The 22469-nt window shown below is 66.8% G+C and carries 21 protein-coding genes; 14 read left to right on the top strand and 7 right to left on the bottom strand.

The genetic code is table 11. The features are described 5' to 3' along the window. Nucleotide 1 precedes the first annotated feature (1 nt). The 4 genes from ACPEH8_RS06540 to ACPEH8_RS06525 all read right to left on the bottom strand — a co-directional run bounded on the left by ACPEH8_RS06540 (nt 2) and on the right by ACPEH8_RS06525 (nt 3279). Entirely contained in the window at nt 2–241 is a 240-nt protein-coding gene (locus ACPEH8_RS06540; protein ID WP_136003374.1) for a SlyX family protein, read from the bottom strand. Next, the gene (locus ACPEH8_RS06535; RefSeq protein ID WP_136003372.1) at nt 234–1583 is read right to left on the bottom strand and encodes a UDP-glucose dehydrogenase family protein; all 1350 of its coding nucleotides are present in this window, start codon (nt 1581–1583) and stop codon (nt 234–236) included. The genes ACPEH8_RS06540 and ACPEH8_RS06535 overlap by 8 nt, the downstream gene beginning before the upstream one ends. Nucleotides 1584–1606: 23 nt before the next feature. Further along, nucleotides 1607–2587 (bottom strand): FKBP-type peptidyl-prolyl cis-trans isomerase, encoded by a 981-nt coding sequence (locus ACPEH8_RS06530; RefSeq protein WP_017356488.1) that lies wholly within the window; start codon nt 2585–2587, stop codon nt 1607–1609. An 83-nt stretch (nt 2588–2670) separates the two neighbouring features. Beyond that, nucleotides 2671–3279, bottom strand: coding sequence for a glutathione peroxidase (locus ACPEH8_RS06525; RefSeq protein ID WP_229296565.1), 609 nt, complete (start codon nt 3277–3279; stop codon nt 2671–2673). Nucleotides 3280–3695: 416 nt separating this feature from the next. Here ACPEH8_RS06525 and ACPEH8_RS06520 point away from each other — a divergent pair, with 416 nt between their 5' ends. The 7 genes from ACPEH8_RS06520 to ACPEH8_RS06490 all read left to right on the top strand — a co-directional run bounded on the left by ACPEH8_RS06520 (nt 3696) and on the right by ACPEH8_RS06490 (nt 8238). After that, a complete protein-coding gene (locus ACPEH8_RS06520) occupies nt 3696–3950 on the top strand; it encodes a hypothetical protein (RefSeq protein ID WP_017356486.1) in 255 nt (84 codons plus the stop codon). 2 nt (nt 3951–3952) lie between these two features. Continuing rightward, a complete protein-coding gene (locus ACPEH8_RS06515) occupies nt 3953–4315 on the top strand; it encodes a GntR family transcriptional regulator (protein WP_017356485.1) in 363 nt (120 codons plus the stop codon). Further along, nucleotides 4312–5187: an ABC transporter ATP-binding protein gene (locus tag ACPEH8_RS06510; protein WP_423666323.1), complete on the top strand. Its 876-nt coding sequence runs from the start codon at nt 4312–4314 to the stop codon at nt 5185–5187. The genes ACPEH8_RS06515 and ACPEH8_RS06510 overlap by 4 nt, the downstream gene beginning before the upstream one ends. Further along, complete coding sequence (locus ACPEH8_RS06505; protein ID WP_423666321.1) at nt 5184–6206, top strand: hypothetical protein; 1023 nt, start codon at nt 5184–5186, stop codon at nt 6204–6206. The genes ACPEH8_RS06510 and ACPEH8_RS06505 overlap by 4 nt, the downstream gene beginning before the upstream one ends. 24 nt (nt 6207–6230) lie before the next feature. After that, the gene (locus ACPEH8_RS06500; RefSeq protein ID WP_423666319.1) at nt 6231–7115 is read left to right on the top strand and encodes a hypothetical protein; all 885 of its coding nucleotides are present in this window, start codon (nt 6231–6233) and stop codon (nt 7113–7115) included. A 32-nt stretch (nt 7116–7147) separates the two neighbouring features. Further along, complete coding sequence (locus ACPEH8_RS06495; RefSeq protein ID WP_136003368.1) at nt 7148–7720, top strand: hypothetical protein; 573 nt, start codon at nt 7148–7150, stop codon at nt 7718–7720. Between the two features lie 92 nt (nt 7721–7812). Beyond that, nucleotides 7813–8238, top strand: coding sequence for a hypothetical protein (locus ACPEH8_RS06490; protein ID WP_017356480.1), 426 nt, complete (start codon nt 7813–7815; stop codon nt 8236–8238). Between the two features lie 42 nt (nt 8239–8280). Here ACPEH8_RS06490 and ACPEH8_RS06485 read toward each other — a convergent pair whose 3' ends face one another. Then, nucleotides 8281–9690, bottom strand: a complete 1410-nt coding sequence (locus ACPEH8_RS06485) for a class II fumarate hydratase (protein ID WP_166473193.1) — start codon at nt 9688–9690, stop codon at nt 8281–8283. A 287-nt stretch (nt 9691–9977) separates the two neighbouring features. Between ACPEH8_RS06485 and ACPEH8_RS06480 the strand changes: the two genes are divergently transcribed. The 7 genes from ACPEH8_RS06480 (at nt 9978) to lpdA (ending at nt 21199) form a co-directional block, all read left to right on the top strand. Beyond that, entirely contained in the window at nt 9978–11306 is a 1329-nt protein-coding gene (locus ACPEH8_RS06480; protein ID WP_423666317.1) for a hemolysin family protein, read from the top strand. A 36-nt stretch (nt 11307–11342) separates the two neighbouring features. Next, a complete protein-coding gene (purB, locus tag ACPEH8_RS06475) occupies nt 11343–12710 on the top strand; it encodes an adenylosuccinate lyase (RefSeq protein ID WP_017356477.1) in 1368 nt (455 codons plus the stop codon). Nucleotides 12711–13086: 376 nt separating this feature from the next. Next, on the top strand, nt 13087–14529 hold the full coding sequence (locus ACPEH8_RS06470) for a cupin domain-containing protein (protein ID WP_153165381.1): 1443 nt from the start codon (nt 13087–13089) through the stop codon (nt 14527–14529). Nucleotides 14530–14531: 2 nt separating this feature from the next. Next, complete coding sequence (locus ACPEH8_RS06465) at nt 14532–15440, top strand: GNAT family N-acetyltransferase (RefSeq protein WP_313161072.1); 909 nt, start codon at nt 14532–14534, stop codon at nt 15438–15440. A gap of 186 nt (nt 15441–15626) precedes the next feature. Next, the gene (locus ACPEH8_RS06460) at nt 15627–18458 is read left to right on the top strand and encodes a 2-oxoglutarate dehydrogenase E1 component (RefSeq protein ID WP_136003364.1); all 2832 of its coding nucleotides are present in this window, start codon (nt 15627–15629) and stop codon (nt 18456–18458) included. A 43-nt stretch (nt 18459–18501) separates the two neighbouring features. Beyond that, the gene (gene sucB, locus ACPEH8_RS06455; protein ID WP_136003362.1) at nt 18502–19701 is read left to right on the top strand and encodes a dihydrolipoyllysine-residue succinyltransferase; all 1200 of its coding nucleotides are present in this window, start codon (nt 18502–18504) and stop codon (nt 19699–19701) included. Nucleotides 19702–19762: 61 nt separating this feature from the next. After that, nucleotides 19763–21199 (top strand): dihydrolipoyl dehydrogenase, encoded by a 1437-nt coding sequence (lpdA, locus tag ACPEH8_RS06450; protein WP_136003360.1) that lies wholly within the window; start codon nt 19763–19765, stop codon nt 21197–21199. Nucleotides 21200–21288: 89 nt separating this feature from the next. Here lpdA and ACPEH8_RS06445 read toward each other — a convergent pair whose 3' ends face one another. Together ACPEH8_RS06445 and ACPEH8_RS06440 are read right to left on the bottom strand one after the other, a co-directional pair. After that, complete coding sequence (locus tag ACPEH8_RS06445) at nt 21289–22167, bottom strand: YwqG family protein (RefSeq protein WP_136003358.1); 879 nt, start codon at nt 22165–22167, stop codon at nt 21289–21291. A 78-nt stretch (nt 22168–22245) separates the two neighbouring features. Then, complete coding sequence (locus tag ACPEH8_RS06440; RefSeq protein ID WP_017357568.1) at nt 22246–22458, bottom strand: hypothetical protein; 213 nt, start codon at nt 22456–22458, stop codon at nt 22246–22248. Nucleotides 22459–22469: the final 11 nt, after the last annotated feature.

The raw sequence follows: 22469 nt of genomic DNA, 5'->3' as shown, positions 1-22469 counted from the left end.
ATCAGTAGTGCGGGGGCGGCGGCTCTTCGGCCGAATCGGAATACAACGCATTGCGCACCTTGCCGAGGTCTTCCAGCAGGATCCGCGTCAGGTCGGCGTTGCGACTGCCTTCCATGCGCGCATCGGCGAGGGCTTCGCTGAGCTCGGCCAGTGCGTGCTCCTGGAAGGACACACGCATTTCCAGTTCAACAAGGCGGGCTTCGAGCGCCTGTTCGCGCTCGGAGGGTGTGGAATCATGCATGCAGCGAACGTCCCCGGCCAATGCCGTAATAAGCCAGGCCCGCCGCTTCGATTTCCTGCGGGTCGTACAGATTGCGGCCGTCGAAGACGACCGCGTCCTTGAGGGTGTCGCGCAGACGGGTGAAATCCGGGCTGCGGAACTGCTTCCACTCGGTCACCACCACCAGCGCATCGGCACCGTCCAGCGCGTCGTAGGCGTTCTCGCAGAACACCAGATCGTCACGCTCGCCAAAAATGCGGCGTGCTTCATCGGTGGCTTCCGGATCATAGGCGCGCACGGTGGCGCCGCCTTCCCACAACTGTGCCAGCAGGCGGCGGCTGGACGCTTCGCGCATGTCGTCGGTGTTGGGCTTGAACGCCAGGCCCCACACCGCGAACGTACGGCCGCGCACGCCTTCGTCCTCGCCACGGTCGTAGTGGCGCTGGATCAGGGTGTACAGGTGGCCCTTCTGGGCATCGTTGACCGCCTCGACCGCATTGAGCAGCTTGGGCTCGTGGCCGTGCTGCTGCGCGGTACGCGCCAGCGCCTGCACGTCCTTGGGGAAGCAGGAGCCGCCATAGCCGGCACCGGGATAGATGAAATGCCAGCCGATACGCGGGTCCGAACCGATGCCCTGGCGGACCTGCTCGATGTCGGCACCGACCTTCTCGGCGATGTTGGCGATTTCGTTCATGAACGAAATCTTGGTGGCCAGCATCGCGTTGGCCGCGTACTTGGTCAGCTCGGCCGAGCGCACGTCCATTTCCACCACGCGGTCGTGGTTGCGGTTGAACGGGGCATACAGGCGGCGCATCAGCGCCACCGCGTCGGGGTTGGCCGCCCCCACCACGATGCGGTCCGGCCGCATGCAGTCGGCGACGGCATCGCCCTCCTTGAGGAACTCGGGGTTGGAGACCACGTCGAAGGCGATCTCCTGCCCACGCGCGGCCAGTGCGGCGGCTATCGTCGCGCGCACTTTGTCAGCCGTGCCTACAGGCACGGTCGACTTGTTGACCACCACGGTCGGCACGGCCATGTGCCGGCCGATGGTCTCGGCCACCGCCAGCACGTACTGCAGGTCGGCGCTGCCGTCCTCGTCGGGTGGCGTGCCCACGGCGATGAAAATCACCTGGCCGTGCGCGATGGCCGTGGCCGCGTCGGTGGTGAAGGTCAACCGCGACGCGGCGTGGTTGGCCTTCACCATCGGCTCGAGGCCGGGTTCGTAGATCGGGATGACGCCCCGGTTCAGGCCGTCGACCTTGGCCTGGTCGATATCCACGCAGACCACCTGGTGGCCGACGTCGGCCAGACAGGTACCGGTGACCAGACCGACATAGCCGGTGCCGAAAATCGCAACACGCATGACCGGGGAGACTCCAGAGTCGATTACGGAAGAACGTTCAGCAGCTCGACGTCGAACGTCAGCGTCGCGTTCGGGCCGATCGGACCGCCCGGGGTACCCTGCTCGCCGTAGGCCAGCTCACCGGGAATCCAGAAGCGGTACTTGGCGCCGGTCGGCATCAGCGAAACGCCTTCGGACCAGCCCTTGATGACCTGGTCCAGGCCGAACTCGACCGGCTGGCCACGGCTGTAGCTGCTGTCGAACACGGTGCCGTCCAGCAGCTTGCCTTCGTAGTTGACGCGGACCTTGCTGGTCGGCATCGGACGATCGCCGCTGCCCGGACGCAGCACCTGGTACTGCAGGCCCGACGCGGTGGTGACCACGCCCGGCACGGTCTTGTTCTTGGCCATGAAGGCATTGCCTTCGGTGCGGTTGGTGCCGGCCTGTGCGGCGGCCTTGGCCTGGCCTTCGGCCTGCTTGGCGGCCATGAAGCCTTCCAGCGTGGCCTTGGCCTGCTCGGCGGTCATCTTCGGGGTGCCGTTGGCGAAGGTGGTGCCGATCGCGTCAAACAGCGCGTCCAGGTCCAGTTCGTCCTTCAGCTGCGCCAGCGAGGGACCAACGGCATAGCTGCCCAGCATCAGGCCGACCTTCTCGCGATCCACCTTCGGCGCGGGCGTGCCCGGGGCCACGCCCGGCACCGGCTGGCCGCTCTTGGCCATCACCGCCTGGCGCAGGGCGGCGTCGGTCTTCTGGGCCTCTTCCTGGCTGATCAGCGGCGGCTTGCCTTCAAAAGCATTGGTGACGCCACGACGCAGCGCGGCCACGTCGATCTCGCTGGAAATCGGAGCGAACGAGTTGGCCACATCGATACCGATGGCGTAGCCGAGCTTTTCCCGTTGGGAGTTCAAAGCGGAAGTCTCCTTGGCAGCCGCAGGCGCGGCCGGTTGTTGCGACATCACGGTACCGGTGGCACCCATCGCCAGAATCAGAACCGACGCCGCGGCGCCGCGCATTCCCATCTTCATTCGCTGCATTCCTGGAAGTGACTGGACGCCGACGTCGGCGCGAAACGCCCATTGTCGCACGCATGTACGAGATGTCGAGGCACTCAGCGCGCCGCCTTGCCTGCCGACAGCTCGCGTTCGATCGCCGCCACCAGCGCCGCATCATCCGGCTTGACCTTGCTGGGGAACTGCGCAACCACCCGCCCGTCGCGCGCGATCAGGTACTTGTGGAAGTTCCAGCCCGGCGCCACACCGGTGGCCTGGGTCAGACGCTGATACAGCGGGGTCGCGCCGGTGCCGGTGACCTGCACCTTCTGGAACATCGGGAATTTGACCCCATAGGTCAGCGTGCAGAATTCCTGGATCTGCGCTTCATCCCCCGGTTCCTGGCCCTTGAAGTCGTTGGACGGGAAACCGAGCACCGAGAAGCCGCGCGCGGCGTATTTCTTCTGAAGCGCTTCCAGACCTTCGTACTGGGGCGTGAAGCCGCACTTGCTGGCGGTATTGACCACCAGCAGCACCTTGCCGCCGTACTGCTGCTGCAGATTGACCTCGCCCTTGCCGGCCAGCGGGCGGTAGCTGAGATCGAGCAGGCCGGCCGCAGACGCTGCCCCGGTGCTGATCACCACGCCCAGCAACAGGGTCGCAGCGGCCCAGCCGCGGGCGCGGGTGCCCGGGCGGTGGAAGGACGACAACAGGCGAGCGTGGAACATGGAGCACTCCAGGGGCATGGAAACCGGCGAAAGGTGCCGTCCGGCGCACGCAGCGCAGGCCCGGCAGGGCGTCGGCCGCACTATATCACCGGGGTTTTCAGCGCCGCGTGGCGGCATCGCGGGGCGCGCTCTCCGGGCCACCTTGCCGTTTCTGGCGGTCGAACCCGCCCCCGGTTCACCGCGTCGCAATTGACTGAATAGGCGTTAGCCTTGTCTTTTCATTGACATGACTGAACCCACGCCCCGTCCGAATGACCTTCCGCACGGCGAACAAGTGCATACAAAACAATATCTTATGGATGACAATCGTCTTTCAGCCTGACCCTGCCATCAGTTGGGTGTATCCCCGTATTGATCTTCGGCGTGCCGGTGTTATAGTTGCATACAACACCAGTCACCTGAGACAGGGGAAGCCCATGAACCGCATGCGCCACCACACCGCCAAAACCCTCACGGCCGCGTCCGCGCTGCTGCTGCTGGGCTGGTTCGGCACCCCCGCCTCGGATGACGCCGGCAGTTCCGCCGGTTCCGGTGCGTTTGCAGGCCCGCAGGACGCAGGTGTCATCGAGGCAGGGACCGCCGACGGCGCCCCCCGCCCCCCCCGCCGGCTGCACAGCTCCCTGTCCATGCCTTACTTCTCATTCGCACAGTCGCTGAACCCACGGAGCTGACCATGAGCGATATTCAATGGAGCGATGGCGCTCCGATCTACCGTCAGCTGAAGGAACGCGTCATCGCCATGATGCTCGACGGCATCATCAAGCCCGGCGATGCTCTGCCCTCGGTCCGGCAGGTCGCCGCCGAGTACCAGCTCAACCCCATCACCGTCTCGCGCGCTTACCAGGAACTGGCTGATGAAGGCCTGGTGGAGAAGCGCCGCGGCCTGGGTATGTTCATGACCGAGGAAGCGGCCACGCAGCTGCGCAGCAGCGAGCGCGACCGCTTCCTCAACGAAGAATGGCCATTGGTGCTCGAGCGCATCCAGCGCCTGGGCCTGAACCTTGACGATCTGCTGCCCCAGGGGAAATCCTCATGAATGCCGTTGCAAGTGATGTCGTCATCTCCGCACGTGGCCTGCGCAAGGCTTACAAGCAGACGCTCGCGCTGGACAACACCAGCTTCTCCATCGCACCGGGCCGCATCACCGGCCTGATCGGTCCCAATGGCGCCGGCAAGACCACGGTGCTCAAGGCGCTGCTGGGCCTGACCGGTGTCGAGGGCGACCTGCAGGTCCTGGGCATGGACCCGCGCACGCAGCGAAACGCGCTGATGAACGACATCTGCTTCATCGCCGACGTCGCGGTGCTGCCGCGCTGGCTGAAGGTGCGCGAGGCGATCGACTTCGTTGCCGGGGTGCACCCGCACTTCGACCGCGCCCGCTGCGAACGCTTCCTGGCCAGCACCAAGCTTCAGCCGAGGCAGCGCGTACGCGAGCTCTCCAAAGGCATGATCGTGCAGTTGCACCTGGCGCTGGTGATGGCCATCGACGCCAAGGTGCTTGTGCTGGACGAGCCGACCCTGGGCCTGGACATCCTCTACCGCAAGGAGTTCTACCAGCGCCTGCTGGAGGACTACTTCGACGAGCAGAAGACCATCATCGTCACCACCCACCAGGTCGAGGAGATCGAACACATCCTCACCGATGTCATGTTCATCCGCGACGGCCGCATCGTCCTGACCACCGATATGGAGAACATCGGCGAGCGCTACACCGAACTGCTGGCCTCGGCCGACACGGTGGAGCTGGCCCGCGCGCTGAAGCCGATCGACGAACGCGCCCTGCCGTTCGGCAAGACCGTCCTGCTGTTCGATGGCGTGCCGCGCGATCAGCTCACCACGCTCGGCGAGATCCGCAGCCCGGGGCTGGCGGACCTGTTCGTGGCCATCATGAAGGGAACCTACGCATGAACACCGTCCACTATCACCCGATCAGCAAGGCCAGCACGTTCAAGTGGATGCTCAAGCGCGAGTACTGGGAGAACCGTGGCGGGTTCCTGTACGCCCCCTTCATCGCCGGCGGCATCTCGCTGCTGATGAGCCTGCTCGGCATTCTGTTCGGTCTGTTCGCGCTGCACCGCGCCGCCAAGAGTGGCGGCCTGCTGGTCGACAACAAGAACGTCAGCATCAACGGCCTCGACCTGGGCATGCTGACCGGCCAGCTCGACGCCAAGGACATGGCCGACCTGGCCAACGCGCTCGACCTGACCCTGCTCCTCAGCTCCGGCTGGCCGTTCGTGGTGCTCACCTTCGTGGTGTTCTTCTACTGCCTGGGTGCGCTGTACGACGATCGCCGCGACCGCAGCATCCTGTTCTGGAAGTCACTGCCGCTGTCCGACACCCAGACCGTCCTGGCCAAGGCCATCAGCGCGCTGGTGATCGCTCCGCTGATCGCGGTGGCCGCCGCCGCCGTCACGATGCTCGGTTTCCTGGCAATCATCTCGGTGGTGGCGCTGGCCCACGGCGGTGACCCGATGACGCTGATCTGGGGACCGGCCAGCCCGCTGTCGATCATCCTCGGCTACATCGCCCGCCTGCCGGTCTACCTGCTGTGGGCGCTGCCGACCGTCGGCTGGCTGCTGATGTGCTCGGCCTGGGCGAAGTCCAAGCCGTTCCTGTGGGCGGTGATGCTGCCGCTGTTCGCCGGCATCGTGGTCAGCAGCACCAACCTGATGTCCGCCTTCGGCCTGACCAGTGGCTGGTTCTGGGGCCACATCGTCGGGCGCCTGCTGCTGGGCACCTTCCCCGGCGTGGATGCCGCCTACAACGCACCGGGCCGGATCACCGGTTCCGAGCAGCTGGTCAGCATGCTGTCGCCTGCGCAGCACCTGTCCACGTTGCAGCAGCCCGACGTGTGGATCGGCGCGGTCGTCGGTATCGCGTTCCTGATCATCGCCATCCGCCTGCGCCGTCGCGCCGGTGAAATCTGACTCTGCCCTGTCGAGGACCGTCCCATGCTGCGTACCCTTGCCGTTGCTTCCCTGCTGTTGCTGCCGCTGACCGCGCTGGCCGACACGCCACAGTGCAGGTTCACTGCACCGCGCGACCTGACACTCGACCTAGCCGGTGCCAAGGCGGTGGTGTTCGAGGTCAACCAGCATGATCTGGTACTGACCGCCGGCACCGGCCCCGCCAAGCTTGGCGGCCGCGCCTGCGCGTCCGCCGAGGACCTGCTGCGCGACCTGACCGTGACCCAGCAGAAATCCGGCGACACGCTGGTGGTGCGGCTGCAGCGCGAACAGCGCGGCGGCCTCTCGCTGGGCGGCAACCGCTACGCCTACCTGGACCTGCGCGGCAGCGTGCCGGACACCGTGCTGGTGCAGTTCAAGGTCGGCTCCGGTGACGCCAGCGGCACCGGCCTGCATTCGGCCAGCGCCGATGTCGGCTCGGGCGATGTGACGCTGAAGGACATCAAGGGACGGGTCACTGCGGCGGTCGGTTCGGGCGACATCACGCTGGACGGTGCCGGCTCGCTCAACCTGCTCAACCTCGGCTCGGGCGACTTCAAGGGACGCAACGTGCGCGGCACCGCCACGGTCGGCAATGTCGGCTCCGGCGATGTCGAGCTGGACGGGGTCGGCGGCGACGTCGAGATCGGCGTGCTTGGCTCGGGCACCATCGAGGCACGCCAGGTCAAGGGCAGCGCCCGCGTAGGCACCGTGGGCTCCGGCGAGGTGGAACTGCGTGATATCGGCGGCAGCGTCAGCGTGGATCGGCACGGCTCCGGCGACATCACCGTCCGTGACGTCCGCGGCGACCTCACGGTGAACCACAGTGGCAGCGGCGATGTCCGTCACAGCGGCATCGGCGGTCGCATCACCCTGCCCCGCGGCAAGTAAGGCTTTCCCTTTCCAACGACGGAACCGAGCATATGAATACCCGACTGCTGCTGCCCGCACTGCTGCTGTGCCTGCCCCTGGCGGCCTGCGGCAACCACGACAAGGACAAGGCCGCCGCCGAGCTGGACACCGCGTCCATCGGCCAGAAGGTGCAGGAAGCCACCGACAAGGCGCGCAGGGAGATCGCGCAGGGCAACATCTCCGTGTCCGACGGCAACAACATCAAGGCCGAGATCACGCCGCAGGGCGATTTCCTGGTCAACGGCGAGAACGTGCCGCTGGACGCAGCCCAGCGTGCGCTGATGCTGGACTACCGCAAGCAGGTGGAAGCCCTTGCAGGCGCCGGCATGGACATCGGCGTGGCCGGGGCCGGACTGGGCGTGAAGGCGGCCAGCGAGGCGCTCAAGGGCATTTTCTCCGGCGATACGCAGGGCATCGAGGAACGCGTCAACGCCGAGGCGGCCAAGATCGAGGCCGAGGCGAAGAAGCTGTGCGGCCTGCTGCCGGGCATGATGGCGCGCCAGCAGGCGCTGGCGGCAGCAGTGCCGGCCTTCAAACCCTACGCCACGATGGACCAGTCCGACATCGACGACTGCGGCAAGTAAGCGACCCCGGCCTGCGACGTTCGGTCGCAGGCCGGCCCCGTCGCGCGGGGGGAGGACTACAATCAGGCTCCCCCCACGTGCGTTGCCTGCTCATGAAGAAGCTGTGCCTGCTGCTGTTCGCCCTGTTCTGCCTGGCCGCCACCGGCTGCGACCAGGAGTACCGCAATCATCGCGCCGAGCGCAGCAAGCCGAAGATCACCGTCAGCGACGGCATGCTCACCGTGCGCCGCGCACCCGCGCCGAACATCATCGTGCTGCCGAACGGCCACATGAAGATCGACGAGATCGAGATTCCGCTGGATGCCAGCCAGCAGGCCCTGCTGCAGCAGATGTTCGGTCAGCTGCAGGTGCTGCGTCAGAACACGCTGACCGATGCCGCACCGGACCCGGCCAAGCGCTCGGTCAGGATCCAGGTGCCCGAGGGCATGCAGCCGATCCCGCCGGATCTGGTCGCGCGCATCCCGGAGTTCAAGGATTACACCGAGACCTTCGACAACCTGCAGGCAGACCGGCACTGAACAGGAGGAGCCGACCGTGGGTCGGCTCCTTCACAACAGGGATCAACCGCCGCCGCCGCCGGCGTGGATGCCACCGGCCGTCAGTGCTGCCGGATCGAGCAGCGTGCGCAGTTCGGCCTCCGACAGCCCACTGTCCTCCTTGGCCACGTCCAGCACCGGCCGCTGTTCCTTGTACGCACGCTTGGCGATCGCAGCGGCCTTTTCATAGCCGATGATCGGGTTCAGCGCGGTCACCAGGATCGGGTTGCGGCCCAGCGCTTCGCGCACGCGGTCTTCGCGCACCGTCAGCCCGGCGATCGCCGTGTCGGCCAGCAGGCGTGAGATGTTGGCCAGCAGACCAATGCCATCCAGCAGGTTGGCGGCAATCAACGGCAGCGTCACGTTCAACTGGAAGTTGCCGGTCTGCCCGGCGACGGTGATCGCGGTGTGGTGACCGATCACCTGCGCGCACACCATCACCGTCGCTTCGGGAATCACCGGATTGACCTTGCCCGGCATGATCGAGCTGCCCGGCTGCAGCGCCGGCAGTTCGATCTCGCCCAACCCGGCCAGCGGACCGGCATTCATCCAGCGCAGATCGTTGGCGATCTTGATCATCGCCACCGCCAGCGCATTGAGCTGACCGGACAGTTCCACCGCATCGTCCTGCGCGGCAAGGCCTTCGAACTTGTTCTCGGCGCTGTCGAACTTGACCCCGGTCTGCTGCTTGAGCGCCTTGGCCACGCGTTCGCCGAAGCGCGGGTCGGCGTTGATGCCGGTGCCGATCGCCGTGCCGCCCAGCGGCAGCCGGCGCAGCCGCTTGAGGCTGTCCTCGATGCGCGCCTGCGCCGATGCAAGCTGTGCCGACCACGCGCCAAACTCCTGCTCGAAGGTCAGCGGCATGGCATCCATCAGGTGGGTGCGGCCGGTCTTGACCACCTTGCGCAGGCTGCGGCCTTTCCTGTCGATGGTCTTGCGCAGGTGCACCAGCGCCGGCAGCAGCTGCTCGTGCACGCCGAGCAGCGCCGACACGCGCAGCGCGGTGGGAATCACGTCATTGGAGCTCTGGCCCTGGTTGACGTGGTCGTTGGGGTGCACCGCGACTTTGCCGGCCTTGCCCGCGCGGTTGGCGAGCGTGGCGATGACCTCATTGGCATTCATGTTCGACGACGTGCCCGACCCGGTCTGGTAGACGTCGATCGGGAAGTGCGCATCATGGCGGCCGTCGGCGACATCGGCCGCCGCGAGCTCGATGGCCTTGGCGATGTTCTTCGGCAGATGGCCCAGCTCGGCATTCACCGACGCGGCCGCGCCCTTGATCAGCCCCAGCGCGCGGATGAACCCGCGCGGCATGCGCTGGCCGGACACCGGGAAATTGTTCACTGCACGCTGCGTCTGCGCGCCCCACAACGCATCGGCGGGCACCTGCAGCTCACCCATGCTGTCGTGTTCGATCCTGAAACCCTTGCTCATTGCATGACTCCGCGATTCTTTCAGTGTGGAAAGGGAATGGCGGCTGGCAACGGGCCCGATTCCCTGGCTGGCGGCTCTGCGCACGATACTCCGATGCCGCGATGAAACCCAAGCGTGCCACTCATCGGCTAGACTCGGAATCCACGTCCATTCAGAAAGCACTCCGCCCCGATGGGTGACGACCCCGACAGTAGTTCCGGGCGTGCCGACGCGCACGCACCGCTGCCCGCGCCGCGCGCCGGCCTGTACACCGCCATGCCGATGACGACGCCATCGCGGGGCCGACCATGATCGGCAATCTGCTCCTTCTGCTGCTGGCCTTCGGCCTGGTGCTGCTCAACGGCTTCTTCGTTGCCGCCGAGTTCGCCCTGGTCAAACTACGCCATACCCAGGCGGTGGGCCTGGCCGCACAGCACGGTTGGCGCGGCCGCCTGCTGCTCAACGTGCATTCGCACCTGGACGCCTATCTGTCGGCCTGCCAGCTCGGCATCACCCTGTCCTCGCTGGGCCTGGGCTGGGTGGGCGAGCCTGCCTTCGCGCACCTGCTCCAGCCGCTGTTCGACGCGGTGGGCATGAGCGCGGATGCCTCGCGCCTGACCGCCTTCATCATCGCCTTCAGCGTGATTTCGTTCCTGCACATTGTGCTCGGCGAACTGGCGCCCAAGTCGATGGCGATCCGCCGCCCCGACCGCATGTCGCTGTGGACCGCCGCCCCGCTCTACCTGTTCTACTGGGCGATGTACCCGGCGATCTGGCTGCTCAACAACAGCGCCAATGCCCTGCTGCGACTGGCCGGCTGGGGCGACGTTGAACACACCTCGCACCGCTATTCGCGCGAGGAGCTGAAGCTGATCGTCGGCCGCCAGCAGCCGACCGGCGATGCACCGGACCACGACCTGACGCTGATGAGCCACGCGCTGGAACTGCCCGAGCTGGTGGCGGGCGACCTGATGCGCTCGCGCGACCATCTGCGCGCGTTCCGCGATGGTATGGGCCTGGACGAGGTGATGGCCGAATTCGCCGAGAGCCGCTACAGCCGCTATCCGTGGTTCGACCGCGATGGCGAGGAGGTGCTGGGCATCCTGCACATGAAGGACCTGCTGGTGGAGATCGCGCGTGGCAAGCCGACCGGCGATCTGCGCCCCCTGCTGCGCCCTGCCAACCTGATCGCCCTGGAAACCCCGGTGCCGCTGGTGCTGGAGCGTTTCCGCACCGGCACCACCCATCTGGCGCTGTGCGTGGAGGAGCATGGCCGCATCCTGGGCTACTTCACCCTGGAAGACCTGCTCGAAGTGGTGGTCGGCGACATCGAGGACGAGCACCCGCACATCGTCAAGGACGCGCCCACCCGTGGCGCGGACGGCACCCTGCTGGTGGCCGGCTCGACCTCGATCTTCCGCCTGGAACGGCTGCTGGGCCATGACCTGGACGGCCCCGAGCACCTGAATTCGGTTGGCGGGCTGATCGTCCACCAGTTGCAGCGCCTGCCCGAGGAGGGCGATCAGCTGCAGATCGACGGCCACACCTTCACGGTCAAGCGCATGGCGGGCCACCGCATCCAGGCAGTGACCGTACGGATGGCAGCCGAACCCGCCGGAACCGCCGGGGCAGCGTAGAATGACGGCCCCCGTCGTCATCGCCCTGCCCCTGCCATGTCCGAATTCGCCCTGCTCGCCCTGTCCCCGCTCGATGGCCGCTACGCCGGCAAGGTCGATGCGCTGCGCCCGATCTTCTCCGAATACGGCCTGATCAAGGCCCGCGTGAAGGTCGAAGTGGAATGGCTGCTGGCCCTGGCCAACGAACCGGGCATCGCCGAGCTGGCGCCCTTCTCCGCCGCCGCTGCGGCGCGCCTGCGCGCCCTGGCCGATGATTTCGCCCCGGCCCACGCCGCGCGGGTGAAAGAGATCGAACGCACCACCAACCATGACGTCAAGGCGGTGGAGTACTTCATCAAGGAACAGCTCAAGGCCGACGCCGAGCTGGGCCCGGCGCTGGAATTCGTGCATTTCGCCTGCACCAGCGAAGACATCAACAACCTCAGCTATGGCCTGATGCTCGAACAGGCCCGCCGCGAGGTGCTGCTGCCGTCGCTGGACGGCATCGCCGCCACCCTGCGCGCCCTCGCCCACGCCCAGGCCGCCCAGCCGATGCTGTCGCGCACCCACGGCCAGACCGCCTCGCCGACCACCCTGGGCAAGGAAGTGGCCAATGTCGTCGCCCGCCTGGAGCGCCAGCGCCGCCAGATCGCCGCGGTCGAACTGACCGGCAAGATCAACGGCGCCGTGGGCAACTACAACGCCCACGTCATCGCCTACCCGGACGTGGACTGGCCGGCCTTCGCCCAGCGCTTCGTCGAAAGCCTCGGCCTGGTGTTCAACCCGTACACCACCCAGATCGAGCCGCACGACAACGTCGCCGAGATCGGCGATGCCGCGCGCCGCGCCAACATCATCCTGATCGACCTGGCGCGCGACGTCTGGGGCTACATCTCGCTGGGCTACTTCAAGCAGAAGCTCAAGGAAGGCGAAGTCGGCTCCTCGACCATGCCGCACAAGGTCAACCCGATCGACTTCGAAAACGCCGAAGGCAACTTCGGCATCGCCAATGCCCTGTTCGAGCATTTCAGCGCCAAGCTGCCGATCAGCCGCTGGCAGCGCGACCTGACCGACTCCACCGTGCTGCGTGCGGTCGGCACCGCCTTCGGCCACACCCAGGTCGCCCTGGACTCGCTGGCCAAGGGCCTGGGCAAGCTGACCGTGAACCCCGAACGCCTGGATGCCGACCTGGACGCCTCGTGGGAAGTCCTGGCCGAGGCCGTGCAGACCGTGATGCGCCGCTACGGCCTGCCCAACCCCTACGAGCAGCTCAAGGCCCTCACCCGCGGCCAGGGCATCACCCCGGACTCGATGAAGGCCTTCGTGGAATCGCTGGACCTGCCCGACGACGCCAAGCAGAGCCTGCGCGCACTGACCCCGGGCGGCTACGTCGGCCTGGCGGCGGAGCTTGCCAAGGCAGTCTGATTCCGCCGTTTCATCGCCTGTAACCCAGCAGGGCATCGGAGTTTCCGGTGCCCTTCTTTTTTGCGCGAACAGCCTTTCGCTGATGGGGTACAGGTTCGGGGCCGGCGGGTAGGGAAGATCAAAAAACAACTGCCGGGCCGTGCGGTGTGCGGCTATCACCCGCCGCCGCCCCCCACGTCGCAACGAGGCGCCAATGCTCTGCGCGTGCCGACGACTGCCACCCGGCCCCGCACCAGCTCGCAGCACGCAACGCGCCGGCGGTACGCGACATCCCACCGCAGGTGCACATCCCGCCCAACCAGCGGACAATAGCCGTGCCGGCGCGCGTGACCCGCTGCGCCCCCTCATTCCGTCTAGACGCTCCAAGGATTCCCGCATGGCCGCCCGCAAGACCAAGACCCCCGTCATCGAAATCCAGGCCCGCCCCGGCCTCCCGCTGGGCATGCCCGCCGCCACCTTCCTGCGCGACTACTGGCAGAAGCGCCCCCTGCTGATCCGCGGCGCTTTCCCCGACTTCCAGACCCCCGTGCAGCCGGAAGATCTGGCCGGCCTGGCCTGCGAAGAAGGCGCCCTGGCCCGCCTGATCAGCCATGACCGCGCCACCGACGGCTGGACCGTGCGCACTGGCCCGTTCCAGGAAGAAGAATTCCCCGGCATGCCCGACCATGACTGGACGCTGCTGGTGCAGGACGTCGACAAGTGGGACCCGGACGTGCGCGCCCTGGTCGGCCACTTCGACTTCCTGCCGCGCTGGCGCATGGACGATGTGATGATCAGCTTCGCCGCCACTGGTGGCTCGGTCGGCGCCCACGTCGACCAGTACGACGTGTTCCTGCTGCAGGGCTACGGCCACCGCCGCTGGCAGATCGACGCCAGCGAATCGATCAAGGGCAAGCGCCCGCCGCTGGATTTCCGCGACGACGTCGAACTGAAGCTGCTGCGCCGCTTCAAGCCGACCCACGACTGGGTGCTGGCCCCGGGCGACATGCTGTACCTGCCGCCGAACGTCCCGCACAACGGCGTTGCCGAAGACCCCTGCCTGACCTTCTCCTTCGGCATGCGCGCCCCGGCCTCGGCCGAACTGATCAGCGACTACCTCGACACCCTGATCATGGATGCCGATGAGTCCATCCGGTACCAAGACCCGGACCTGAAGGTGCCCGAAGACCCGAACGAAATCGACGTGGTCGCCATGAACCGCGTGGTTGCCGCGCTCAATGCCATCCGCATGAACGACCCGGACAAGCTCGGCGACTGGTTCGGCCGCTTCATCACCACCTACCGCGCCGCCGGCGAAGTGATGGCGCACGGCGAACCGGTGCCGCCCGAAGAGGTCGCTGCCGCCCTCGGCGCTGGCCTGGCGCTGCAGCGCCACCCCTGGTCGCGCATGGCCTGGCGGCGCGCCAAGCGCGGTGCCAGCCTGTACTGCAGCGGCCTGGAGTTCGCGCTGTCGGTGAAGGATGCCCAGCTGCTGGCCGCCACCGAACTGCTCGGCGCTCCGCTGTACCAGAAGCTCTCGGCCAAGGGCCGCGATGCCGTCCACGCGCTGCTGGCCGGCGGCCATTACCAGCTGCTCGACCCGAACGCCTTCGATGATGAGGACGAGGACGCGTACGACGACGAGGACCAGGGCGATGCCATTGCCGGGTACGCCATCCTCGACGCCAGCGACACCGTCGAGGTGGTCGAGGTCGAGGACGTCCGCGCCGATGTCCACGAAGTCACCATCCACGACGATGGCATCGAAGTGATCGTCGATTTCGACGACAGCGACGGCGAGGACGACGCCAGCCCCGCAGACGGCACCCCGCGCCGCTGAACATGGCCGGCCCCGCCTTCCAGGTCGAGGAGGTCCCCTACCCGGCGCAGCATGCCGCGCTGCACCGGGTGCGCCAGCGCGTGTTCGTCGACGAACAGGGGGTTCCCGCCACGCTGGAGGTCGACGCGCTGGACCCGCTCAGCGTGCATGTGCTGGCCCGCGACAGCGGGGGCCAGCCGATCGGCGCCGGCCGGCTGACCCCGGACGGCCGCGTCGGGCGCATGGCCGTGCTGGCCGGCTGGCGCGGCCGTGGCGTCGGCGAGGCCGTGCTGCTGGCTCTGGTCGCGGCAGCCCGGGCAAGGGGCTGGCGCGAGATTGCCCTGCACGCCCAGCTGCCGGCCCGCGCCTTCTACGCCCGTCAGGGCTTCCTGCCGGACGGGGACCTGTTCGAGGAGGCCGGCATCGCCCATCAGCACATGCGCCGCGTGCTGGACGGGGCGGCCACCATCACCACCTTCGACGAGGCCGTGGCCATCACCACCGCGCTGGTCCATCGCGCCCGGCGCCACCTGTGGATCCACAGCCGCCAGCTCGACCCGGGCCTGCTCGATGCCGCCCCGGTGATGGCGGCACTGCGCCGATTCGCCACCGCCCGCCACGACAAGCAGGCCTGCCTGATCGTGCATGACGCCACGGCCATCGCCCAGGGCGGCTCCCCTCTGCCGGGGCTGCTCCAGCGGCTGCCCAGCGTGTTCCGGGTCCGCCAGGTAGCGGACCCGGTAGACCGCGCCGTGGCCTCGGCCTGTCTGGTCAATGACAGCGGGGACTACTACTTTCGTCTTGCCGGCCATCGCGTCGACGGCGAAGCCGGGCTCGACCAGCCTGCACGTTCGCGACCGTTGCAGGACGGTTTGCAGCGCGTATGGGAACGTTCGCGTGAATGCACGGAACTGCGGGCGCTCGGCCTGTAGCTCACGCCGCGTGCCCGAACCTGTCTGGGAATGACACCGCAGCACCGCTGCGCGGCCCCCCGGCGCCCCTTCCTGTCCCGATGGGGGTACAATTTGGGGAGTTAGATACCGCCCGCGCAGGGCTATTCACTTTTCCTGCCGGTTCTCACCGAAGCCTTACCCCACAAGCGAATCCGACCCTCCATCGTGGACAATCTACTGAAGCAGTTTGCGCAGTCTTCGCAGCTCGCCGGCGGCAACGCCTCCTATATCGAGGATCTGTACGAGCAGTACCTCGTTTCTCCGGACAGTGTCGATCCCAAATGGAAGACCTACTTCGACGGCTTCAAGGGCCGCGAAGCCGGTGACATTCCGCACTCGGCCGTCATCGCCCATATCACCGAAGCCGCCAAGAACGCTGGCAACAGCGCCACGGCCACCGGTGCCGGCGACGAGCGCGAGCGCAATGTCGGCCGTCTGATCACCGCCTACCGTTCGCGTGGCCACCTCGGTGCCCGCCTGGACCCGCTGGGCCTGACCCCGCCGACCAACCCGCCGGACCTGGGGCTGCCGTTCCACAGCCTGTCCGAGAGCGACCTGGGCAGCGAGTTCAGCACCGGCGGCATCGCCGGCCAGCCGCGCATGAAGCTGCGCGACCTGCTTGAGCGCCTCCAGAAGACCTACACCGGGTCGATCGGTGCGGAGTTCATGCACATCTCCGAGGTCGAGCAGCGCCAGTGGCTGTACCAGCGCCTGGAATCGGCCGGTGGCAACTACAACCTGGATGCCGACACGCAGCGTCGCACGCTGGAGCGGCTCACCGCGGCCGAAGGCCTCGAGCGCTACCTGCATACCAAGTACGTCGGCCAGAAGCGCTTCTCGCTGGAAGGCGGCGATGCCCTGATCCCGATGATGGACACCATCATCCGTGACGCCGGCAAGGATGGTGTCAAGGACGTGGTGATCGGCATGGCCCACCGCGGCCGTCTGAACGTGCTGGTCAACACGCTGGGCAAGAGCCCGCGCAAGCTGTTTGACGAATTCGAAGGCAAGTTCGATCACGACGAGCACGCCTCGGCGGGTGACGTGAAGTACCACATGGGCTTCTCGGCCGACGTGTCCACCCCGGGCGGCGCCGTCCACCTGGCGCTGGCGTTCAATCCGTCGCACCTGGAAATCGCCGACCCGGTCGTGGCCGGCAGCGTGCGCTCGCGCCAGGAACGTCGCGGCGACACTGCCCGCAAGCAGGTGATGCCGATCCTGATCCACGGCGACGCGGCCTTCTCCGGCCAGGGCGTGGTCATGGAACTGTTCCAGATGTCCCAGGCCCGCGGCTTCGCCGTCGGTGGCACGGTGCACATCGTGGTCAACAACCAGGTCGGTTTCACCACCTCCAACCCGCTGGATACGCGTTCCACGCGCTATGCCACCGACGTGGCCAAGATGATCGCCGCCCCGGTGCTGCACGTGAACGGCGACGATCCCGAAGCGGTGGTGTTCGCGGCCCAGCTTGCCTTCGAGTTCCGCCAGAAGTTCGCCAAGGACGTGGTCATCGATCTGATGTGCTACCGCCGTTGGGGCCACAACGAGGCCGACGAACCGGCGATCACCCAGCCGTTGATGTACCAGGTGATCCGCAAGCACCAGACCACCCGCGAGCTGTACGCCGCCAAGCTGGAAGCCGCGGGCGTGATCCCGGCCGACGGCGGCAAGGCGCTGGTGGATGCGTACCGCAACAAGCTCGACGCCGGTGAAGTCACCACCGAGCTGGCCGCGGTCGAGAAGACCCCGGCCACCAGCCGCATGTACGTGGACTGGCCGAAGCTGCTGGCCGGCAAGCTGTCCGATCCGGTCTCCACCGCCGTGGGCATCGACAAGCTCAAGCAGCTCGCGCAGCTGATCAACACCGTGCCGGAAGGCGTGGAACTGCACTCGCGCGTGGCCAAGGTCTATGACGACCGCCGCAGGATGGCCGCCGGCGAAATCCCGGGCGACTGGGGCTTTGCCGAGAACCTGGCCTACGCCACCGTGCTGGACGAGGGCAACAGCCTGCGCCTGGTCGGCCAGGACGTGGGCCGCGGTACGTTCACCCACCGCCACGCGATCCTGCACGACCAGAAGACCGACAACTACTACCTGCCGCTGCGCCAGCTGGTCGAGTCGCCGGAACGGGCCACCATCATCGATTCGCTGCTCAGCGAAGAAGCGGTGATGGCCTATGAGTACGGCTTCTCCACCACCGATCCGAACACGCTGTGCATCTGGGAAGGCCAGTTCGGCGACTTCGCCAACGGCGCCCAGGTCGTGATCGACCAGTTCATCGCTGCCGGCGAAGCCAAGTGGGGCCGCATCAGTGGCCTGACCCTGCTGCTGCCGCACGGTTACGAAGGCCAGGGCCCGGAGCACAGCTCCGCCCGCCTGGAGCGTTTCCTGCAGCTGTGTGCGCTGGAAAACATGCTGGTATGCGTGCCGTCGACCCCGGCGCAGGCGTACCACATGCTGCGCCGTCAGATGCGCATGACCACCCGCAAGCCGCTGGTGGTGATGTCGCCCAAGTCGCTGCTGCGCCACAAGCTGGCCGTGTCGACCCTGGACGAGCTGGCCAACGGCGAATTCCAGCACCTGATCGGCGACACCACCGCGAACGCCAAGCAGGTCAAGCGCGTGGTGCTGTGCTCGGGCAAGGTCTACTACGACCTGCTGGAAGACCAGACCAAGCGCGGCCAGGACGATGTGGCCATCATCCGCGTCGAACAGCTGTATCCGTTCCCGCGCGTGGCCCTGGCGGCAGAGCTGAAGAAGTACGGCAAGGCGGCCGATGTGGTGTGGTGTCAGGAAGAACCGCAGAACCAGGGTGCCTGGTACCAGATCCGCCACCACCTGCAGGCGTGCCTGGCCGATGGCCAGAGCATCCATTACGCAGGTCGCGCCCGTTCGGCATCGCCGGCCGCTGGACACATGGCTGACCACGTCATCGAGCAGCAGAAGCTGATCGCCGACGCGCTGGTCAACCCGTTCAACGACTCGGTCGCTGAATAACCTCCTCCCTCATTCTAGAAAAGACAAACCAGGAAGCTCCCGCATGGCCACCGAAGTCAAAGCCCCGGTACTGCCCGAATCCGTCGCCGACGGCACCATCGCCACCTGGCACAAGAAGGTCGGCGATGCCGTCAAGCGCGATGAAAACCTGCTTGATCTGGAAACCGACAAGGTCGTTCTGGAAGTGCCGTCGCCGGTCGATGGCGTGCTGAAGGAAATCAAGTTCGACGTCGGCGCTACCGTGACCTCCAGCCAGGTCGTGGCCATCATCGAAGAAGGTGCCGTGGCGGCTGCCCCGGCACCCGCCGCTGAAGAGAAGAAGGCCGCTGCCGCCCCGGCGGCTGCCGCGCCGGCCGCCGCCGCCGCTCCGGCTCCGGCTGCCAAGAGCGCCGCCGACGCCCTGCCCCCGGGCGCCCGTTTCACCGCCATCACCGAAGGCGTGAACCCGGCCGACGTGGACGGCACCGGCCGCCGCGGTGCGGTGACCAAGGAAGACATCGTCAACTTCGCCCGCAATGGCGGTGCCGGCAAGGCCGGTGGCGCACGTCCGGAAGAACGCGTGCCGATGACCCGCATCCGCAAGCGCATCGCCGAGCGCCTGATGCAGTCCAAGAACAGCACCGCCATGCTGACCACCTTCAACGAGGTCGACCTGTCCAAGGTCTCGGCCGCGCGCAAGGAACTGCAGGACGAGTTCGTCAAGGCCCACGGCATCAAGCTGGGCTTCATGAGCTTCTTCGTGAAGGCCGCCGCCAACGCGCTGCAGCGCTTCCCGCTGGTCAATGCCTCGATCGATGGTGACGACATCATCTATCACGGCTACTCGGACATCTCGATCGCCGTGTCGACCGAGAAGGGTCTGGTGACCCCGGTGCTGCGCAACGTCGAACGCATGTCCTTCGCCGACATCGAAAAGACCATCGCCGATTACGCCAAGAAGGCGCGTGACGGCAAGCTGGGCCTGGAAGAACTGCAGGGCGGCACCTTCACGGTGACCAACGGCGGCACCTTCGGTTCGCTGCTGTCCACGCCGATCATCAACCCGCCGCAGAGCGCCATCCTGGGCATGCACGCCATCAAGGAGCGTCCGATCGCCCAGAACGGCCAGGTCGTGATCGCGCCGATGATGTACCTGGCGCTGTCCTACGACCACCGCATCATCGACGGCAAGGACTCGGTGCAGTTCCTGGTGGACATCAAGAACCAGCTGGAAAACCCGGGCCGCATGCTGTTCGGCCTGTAAGACCTCCCGCCCCTCCGCGCCTGCGCGGAGGGGTTCTGGTAAAGCAACAAGGACTATCTCAATGGCTGAACAATTCGACGTCGTCGTCATCGGTGCCGGCCCGGCCGGCTACCACGCCGCCATCCGCGCCGCGCAGCTGGGTCTGAAGACCGCCTGCATCGACGCTGCGCTGGGCAAGGACGGCAAGCCCGCCCTCGGCGGCACCTGCCTGCGCGTGGGCTGCATTCCGTCCAAGGCGCTGCTGGATTCCTCGCGCCAGTTCTGGAACATGGGCCACATCTTTGGCGACCACGGCATCAGCTTCAAGGACGCCAAGATGGACGTCGAGGCGATGATTGGCCGCAAGGACAAGATCGTCAAGCAGTTCACCGGCGGCATCGGCATGCTGTTCAAGGCCAACAAGGTCACCCCGTACTACGGATTCGGTGAGCTGCAGCCGGGCAACATCGTCAAGGTCAAGCAGCACGACGGCTCGGAAGTCGAGCTGAAGGGCACCAACGTCATCATCGCTGCCGGTTCGGACTCGATCGAACTGCCGTTCGCCAAGTTCGACGGCGACACCATCGTCGACAACGTCGGCGGCCTGGACTTCACCGAAGTGCCGGCCCGCCTGGCCGTCATCGGCGCCGGCGTGATCGGCCTGGAACTGGGCAGCGTGTGGAAGCGCCTGGGTGCGGAAGTGACCATCCTGGAAGCACTGCCGGACTTCCTGGCCGCCGCCGATGCCGAAGTGGCCAAGGTCGCCGCCAAGGAATTCAAGAAGCAGGGCCTGGACATCCGCCTGGGTGCCAAGGTCTCCAAGGCCGAGGTGACCGGCAAGGGCAAGAAGAAGGAAGTTGCCCTGACCTACACCGATGGTGAAGGCGAAAAGAGCCTGGTCGTGGACAAGCTGCTGGTGGCCGTTGGCCGCCGCGCCGCCACCAAGGGCCTGCTGGCCGAAGGCACCGGCGTCAAGATCAACGCCCGTGGCCAGATCGAAGTGGACGACCATTGCCACACCGGCGTCGATGGCGTGTGGGCAGTCGGCGACTGCGTGCGCGGCCCGATGCTGGCGCACAAGGGCTTCGAAGAAGGCATCGCGGTGGCCGAGCTGATTGCGGGCCTGCCGGGCCATGTCAACTTCGACACCATTCCGTGGGTGATCTACACCGAGCCGGAGCTGGCCTGGGTCGGCAAGACCGAACAGCAGCTCAAGGACGAAGGCATTCCGTACAAGGCCGGCAGCTTCCCGTTCGCCGCCAACGGCCGTGCCGTCGCCATGATCGAGCCGGCCGGCTTCGTGAAGGTGCTGGCGCACGCCGAAACCGACCGCATCCTGGGCATGCATCTGGTCGGTGCGAACGTGTCCGAGCTGGTCCACGAGGGCGTGCTGACGATGGAGTTCAGCGGCTCGGCCGACGATCTGGCGCGCATCTGCCATGCCCACCCGTCGCTGTCCGAAGTGGTGCACGACGCCGCGATGGCCGTCGGCAAGCGGTCGATCCACAAGGCTAACTGAGGGCGCTGCCGGCCACTGGCCGGCACCCCCCCCGGTGCAACGAAAAACCCCGCCTTGGCGGGGTTTTTTGTGGGAGGGCCACGACTCGCTCAGCAGGACTGCAGGCGCATCCAGGTGCGCGACAGATCCCGCGCGGCCAGATCACTCTGGCGGATCCACCCGTACAGCATCCCGGAATCGCCCCACATCGCGTGATCATCGGAATCGAGCTGCAGCAGCAGGCTCCATTCCGCACCGCCCGCTTCCAGCGCCGCACGGCGTGGGTCCTGGTAGCCGGTCTGGTTCCCGCAGTAGAGCCCGTGACTGACCAGCTCCGCTTCCAGCCGCATGTCACCCTGTACGTTGTGCGAGTACCCGCCCAGCCCATGCCGCTCGCCCGCAGTGGGCGCGCCATGATCGGCGACCGCATCCACCAGGTCGTAATAGTCGTCGGCGACCTCATCATCGTCCCAGTCGATGCCATCGCTCTGGAACGCCTCGACCATGCGTTCGCCATCGGCCGAGAACGGATGTGGCAGCCCCCAGCCCTGATGAAAGCCCAGCGCCGCCGGTGGCAGTGCCATCTCGGGATCGGGGGCAGGCAGGCGCTGCAGATCGCCCGCCTCCAGCAGCACGATGCAGTGGCCGTCTCCATGCGCAGGGTCGTAGCCCCAGGGTTGTTCCTGGGTATCGTAGAAGAACGACAGCAGCCCCTGCGCGGGCAGGTCCAGGCCCGACTGCAGGCCCTGCAGGTCGGCAAGATTGATCTGCAGCAGGAAATCCAGTGGTCGGCCGTTGCGCATGGGCCACTGGAAGTCCGCGGGCACGTCGGGCCCGCCGCCGATGCGCGATGCCCCGACCGGCGCGTCCGCATCGGCCGTGCGACTGAAGCCGACACGCGGACGCAGCCAGGGCTGCAGGACAGCGGCGTGCTGCCCCAGCGCGTGCTGCTCGCACAGCGCGATGAACGCCTGATCGGACAACGTCATTCCACATCCCTGTTGGACAAAACAGCCCGCAGTCTAAAGGGGGCTGCTGCGCCGGGGCAACGTGGCCACCACCGGCGGTCACGCAGCCACGGGTCCCCCGCCCAGCAGCCGCGCCGGCAGCATCAACAGCGCGCGCAGGAACGCGAACAGTGCCGAGAAAGTAATGCCCACCAGGCGGAACGGCAGACTCAACAGCCAGACGAAGGGCCACGCCACCAGAGCCAGGACCGCCAGTGGCCAGCACAGCACGAACAGCAGGCACCACACACCGAGCGCGAACAGGGTCTTCATGACGGTCTCCA

Origin of the sequence: Stenotrophomonas sp. NPDC077461, from assembly GCF_049545475.1 — a bacterium.
Classification (GTDB): Bacteria; Pseudomonadota; Gammaproteobacteria; order Xanthomonadales; family Xanthomonadaceae; genus Stenotrophomonas; species Stenotrophomonas nematodicola.
Note: the sequence above shows the minus strand (reverse complement) of the source record. Positions and strands in the feature narration are given on the sequence as shown.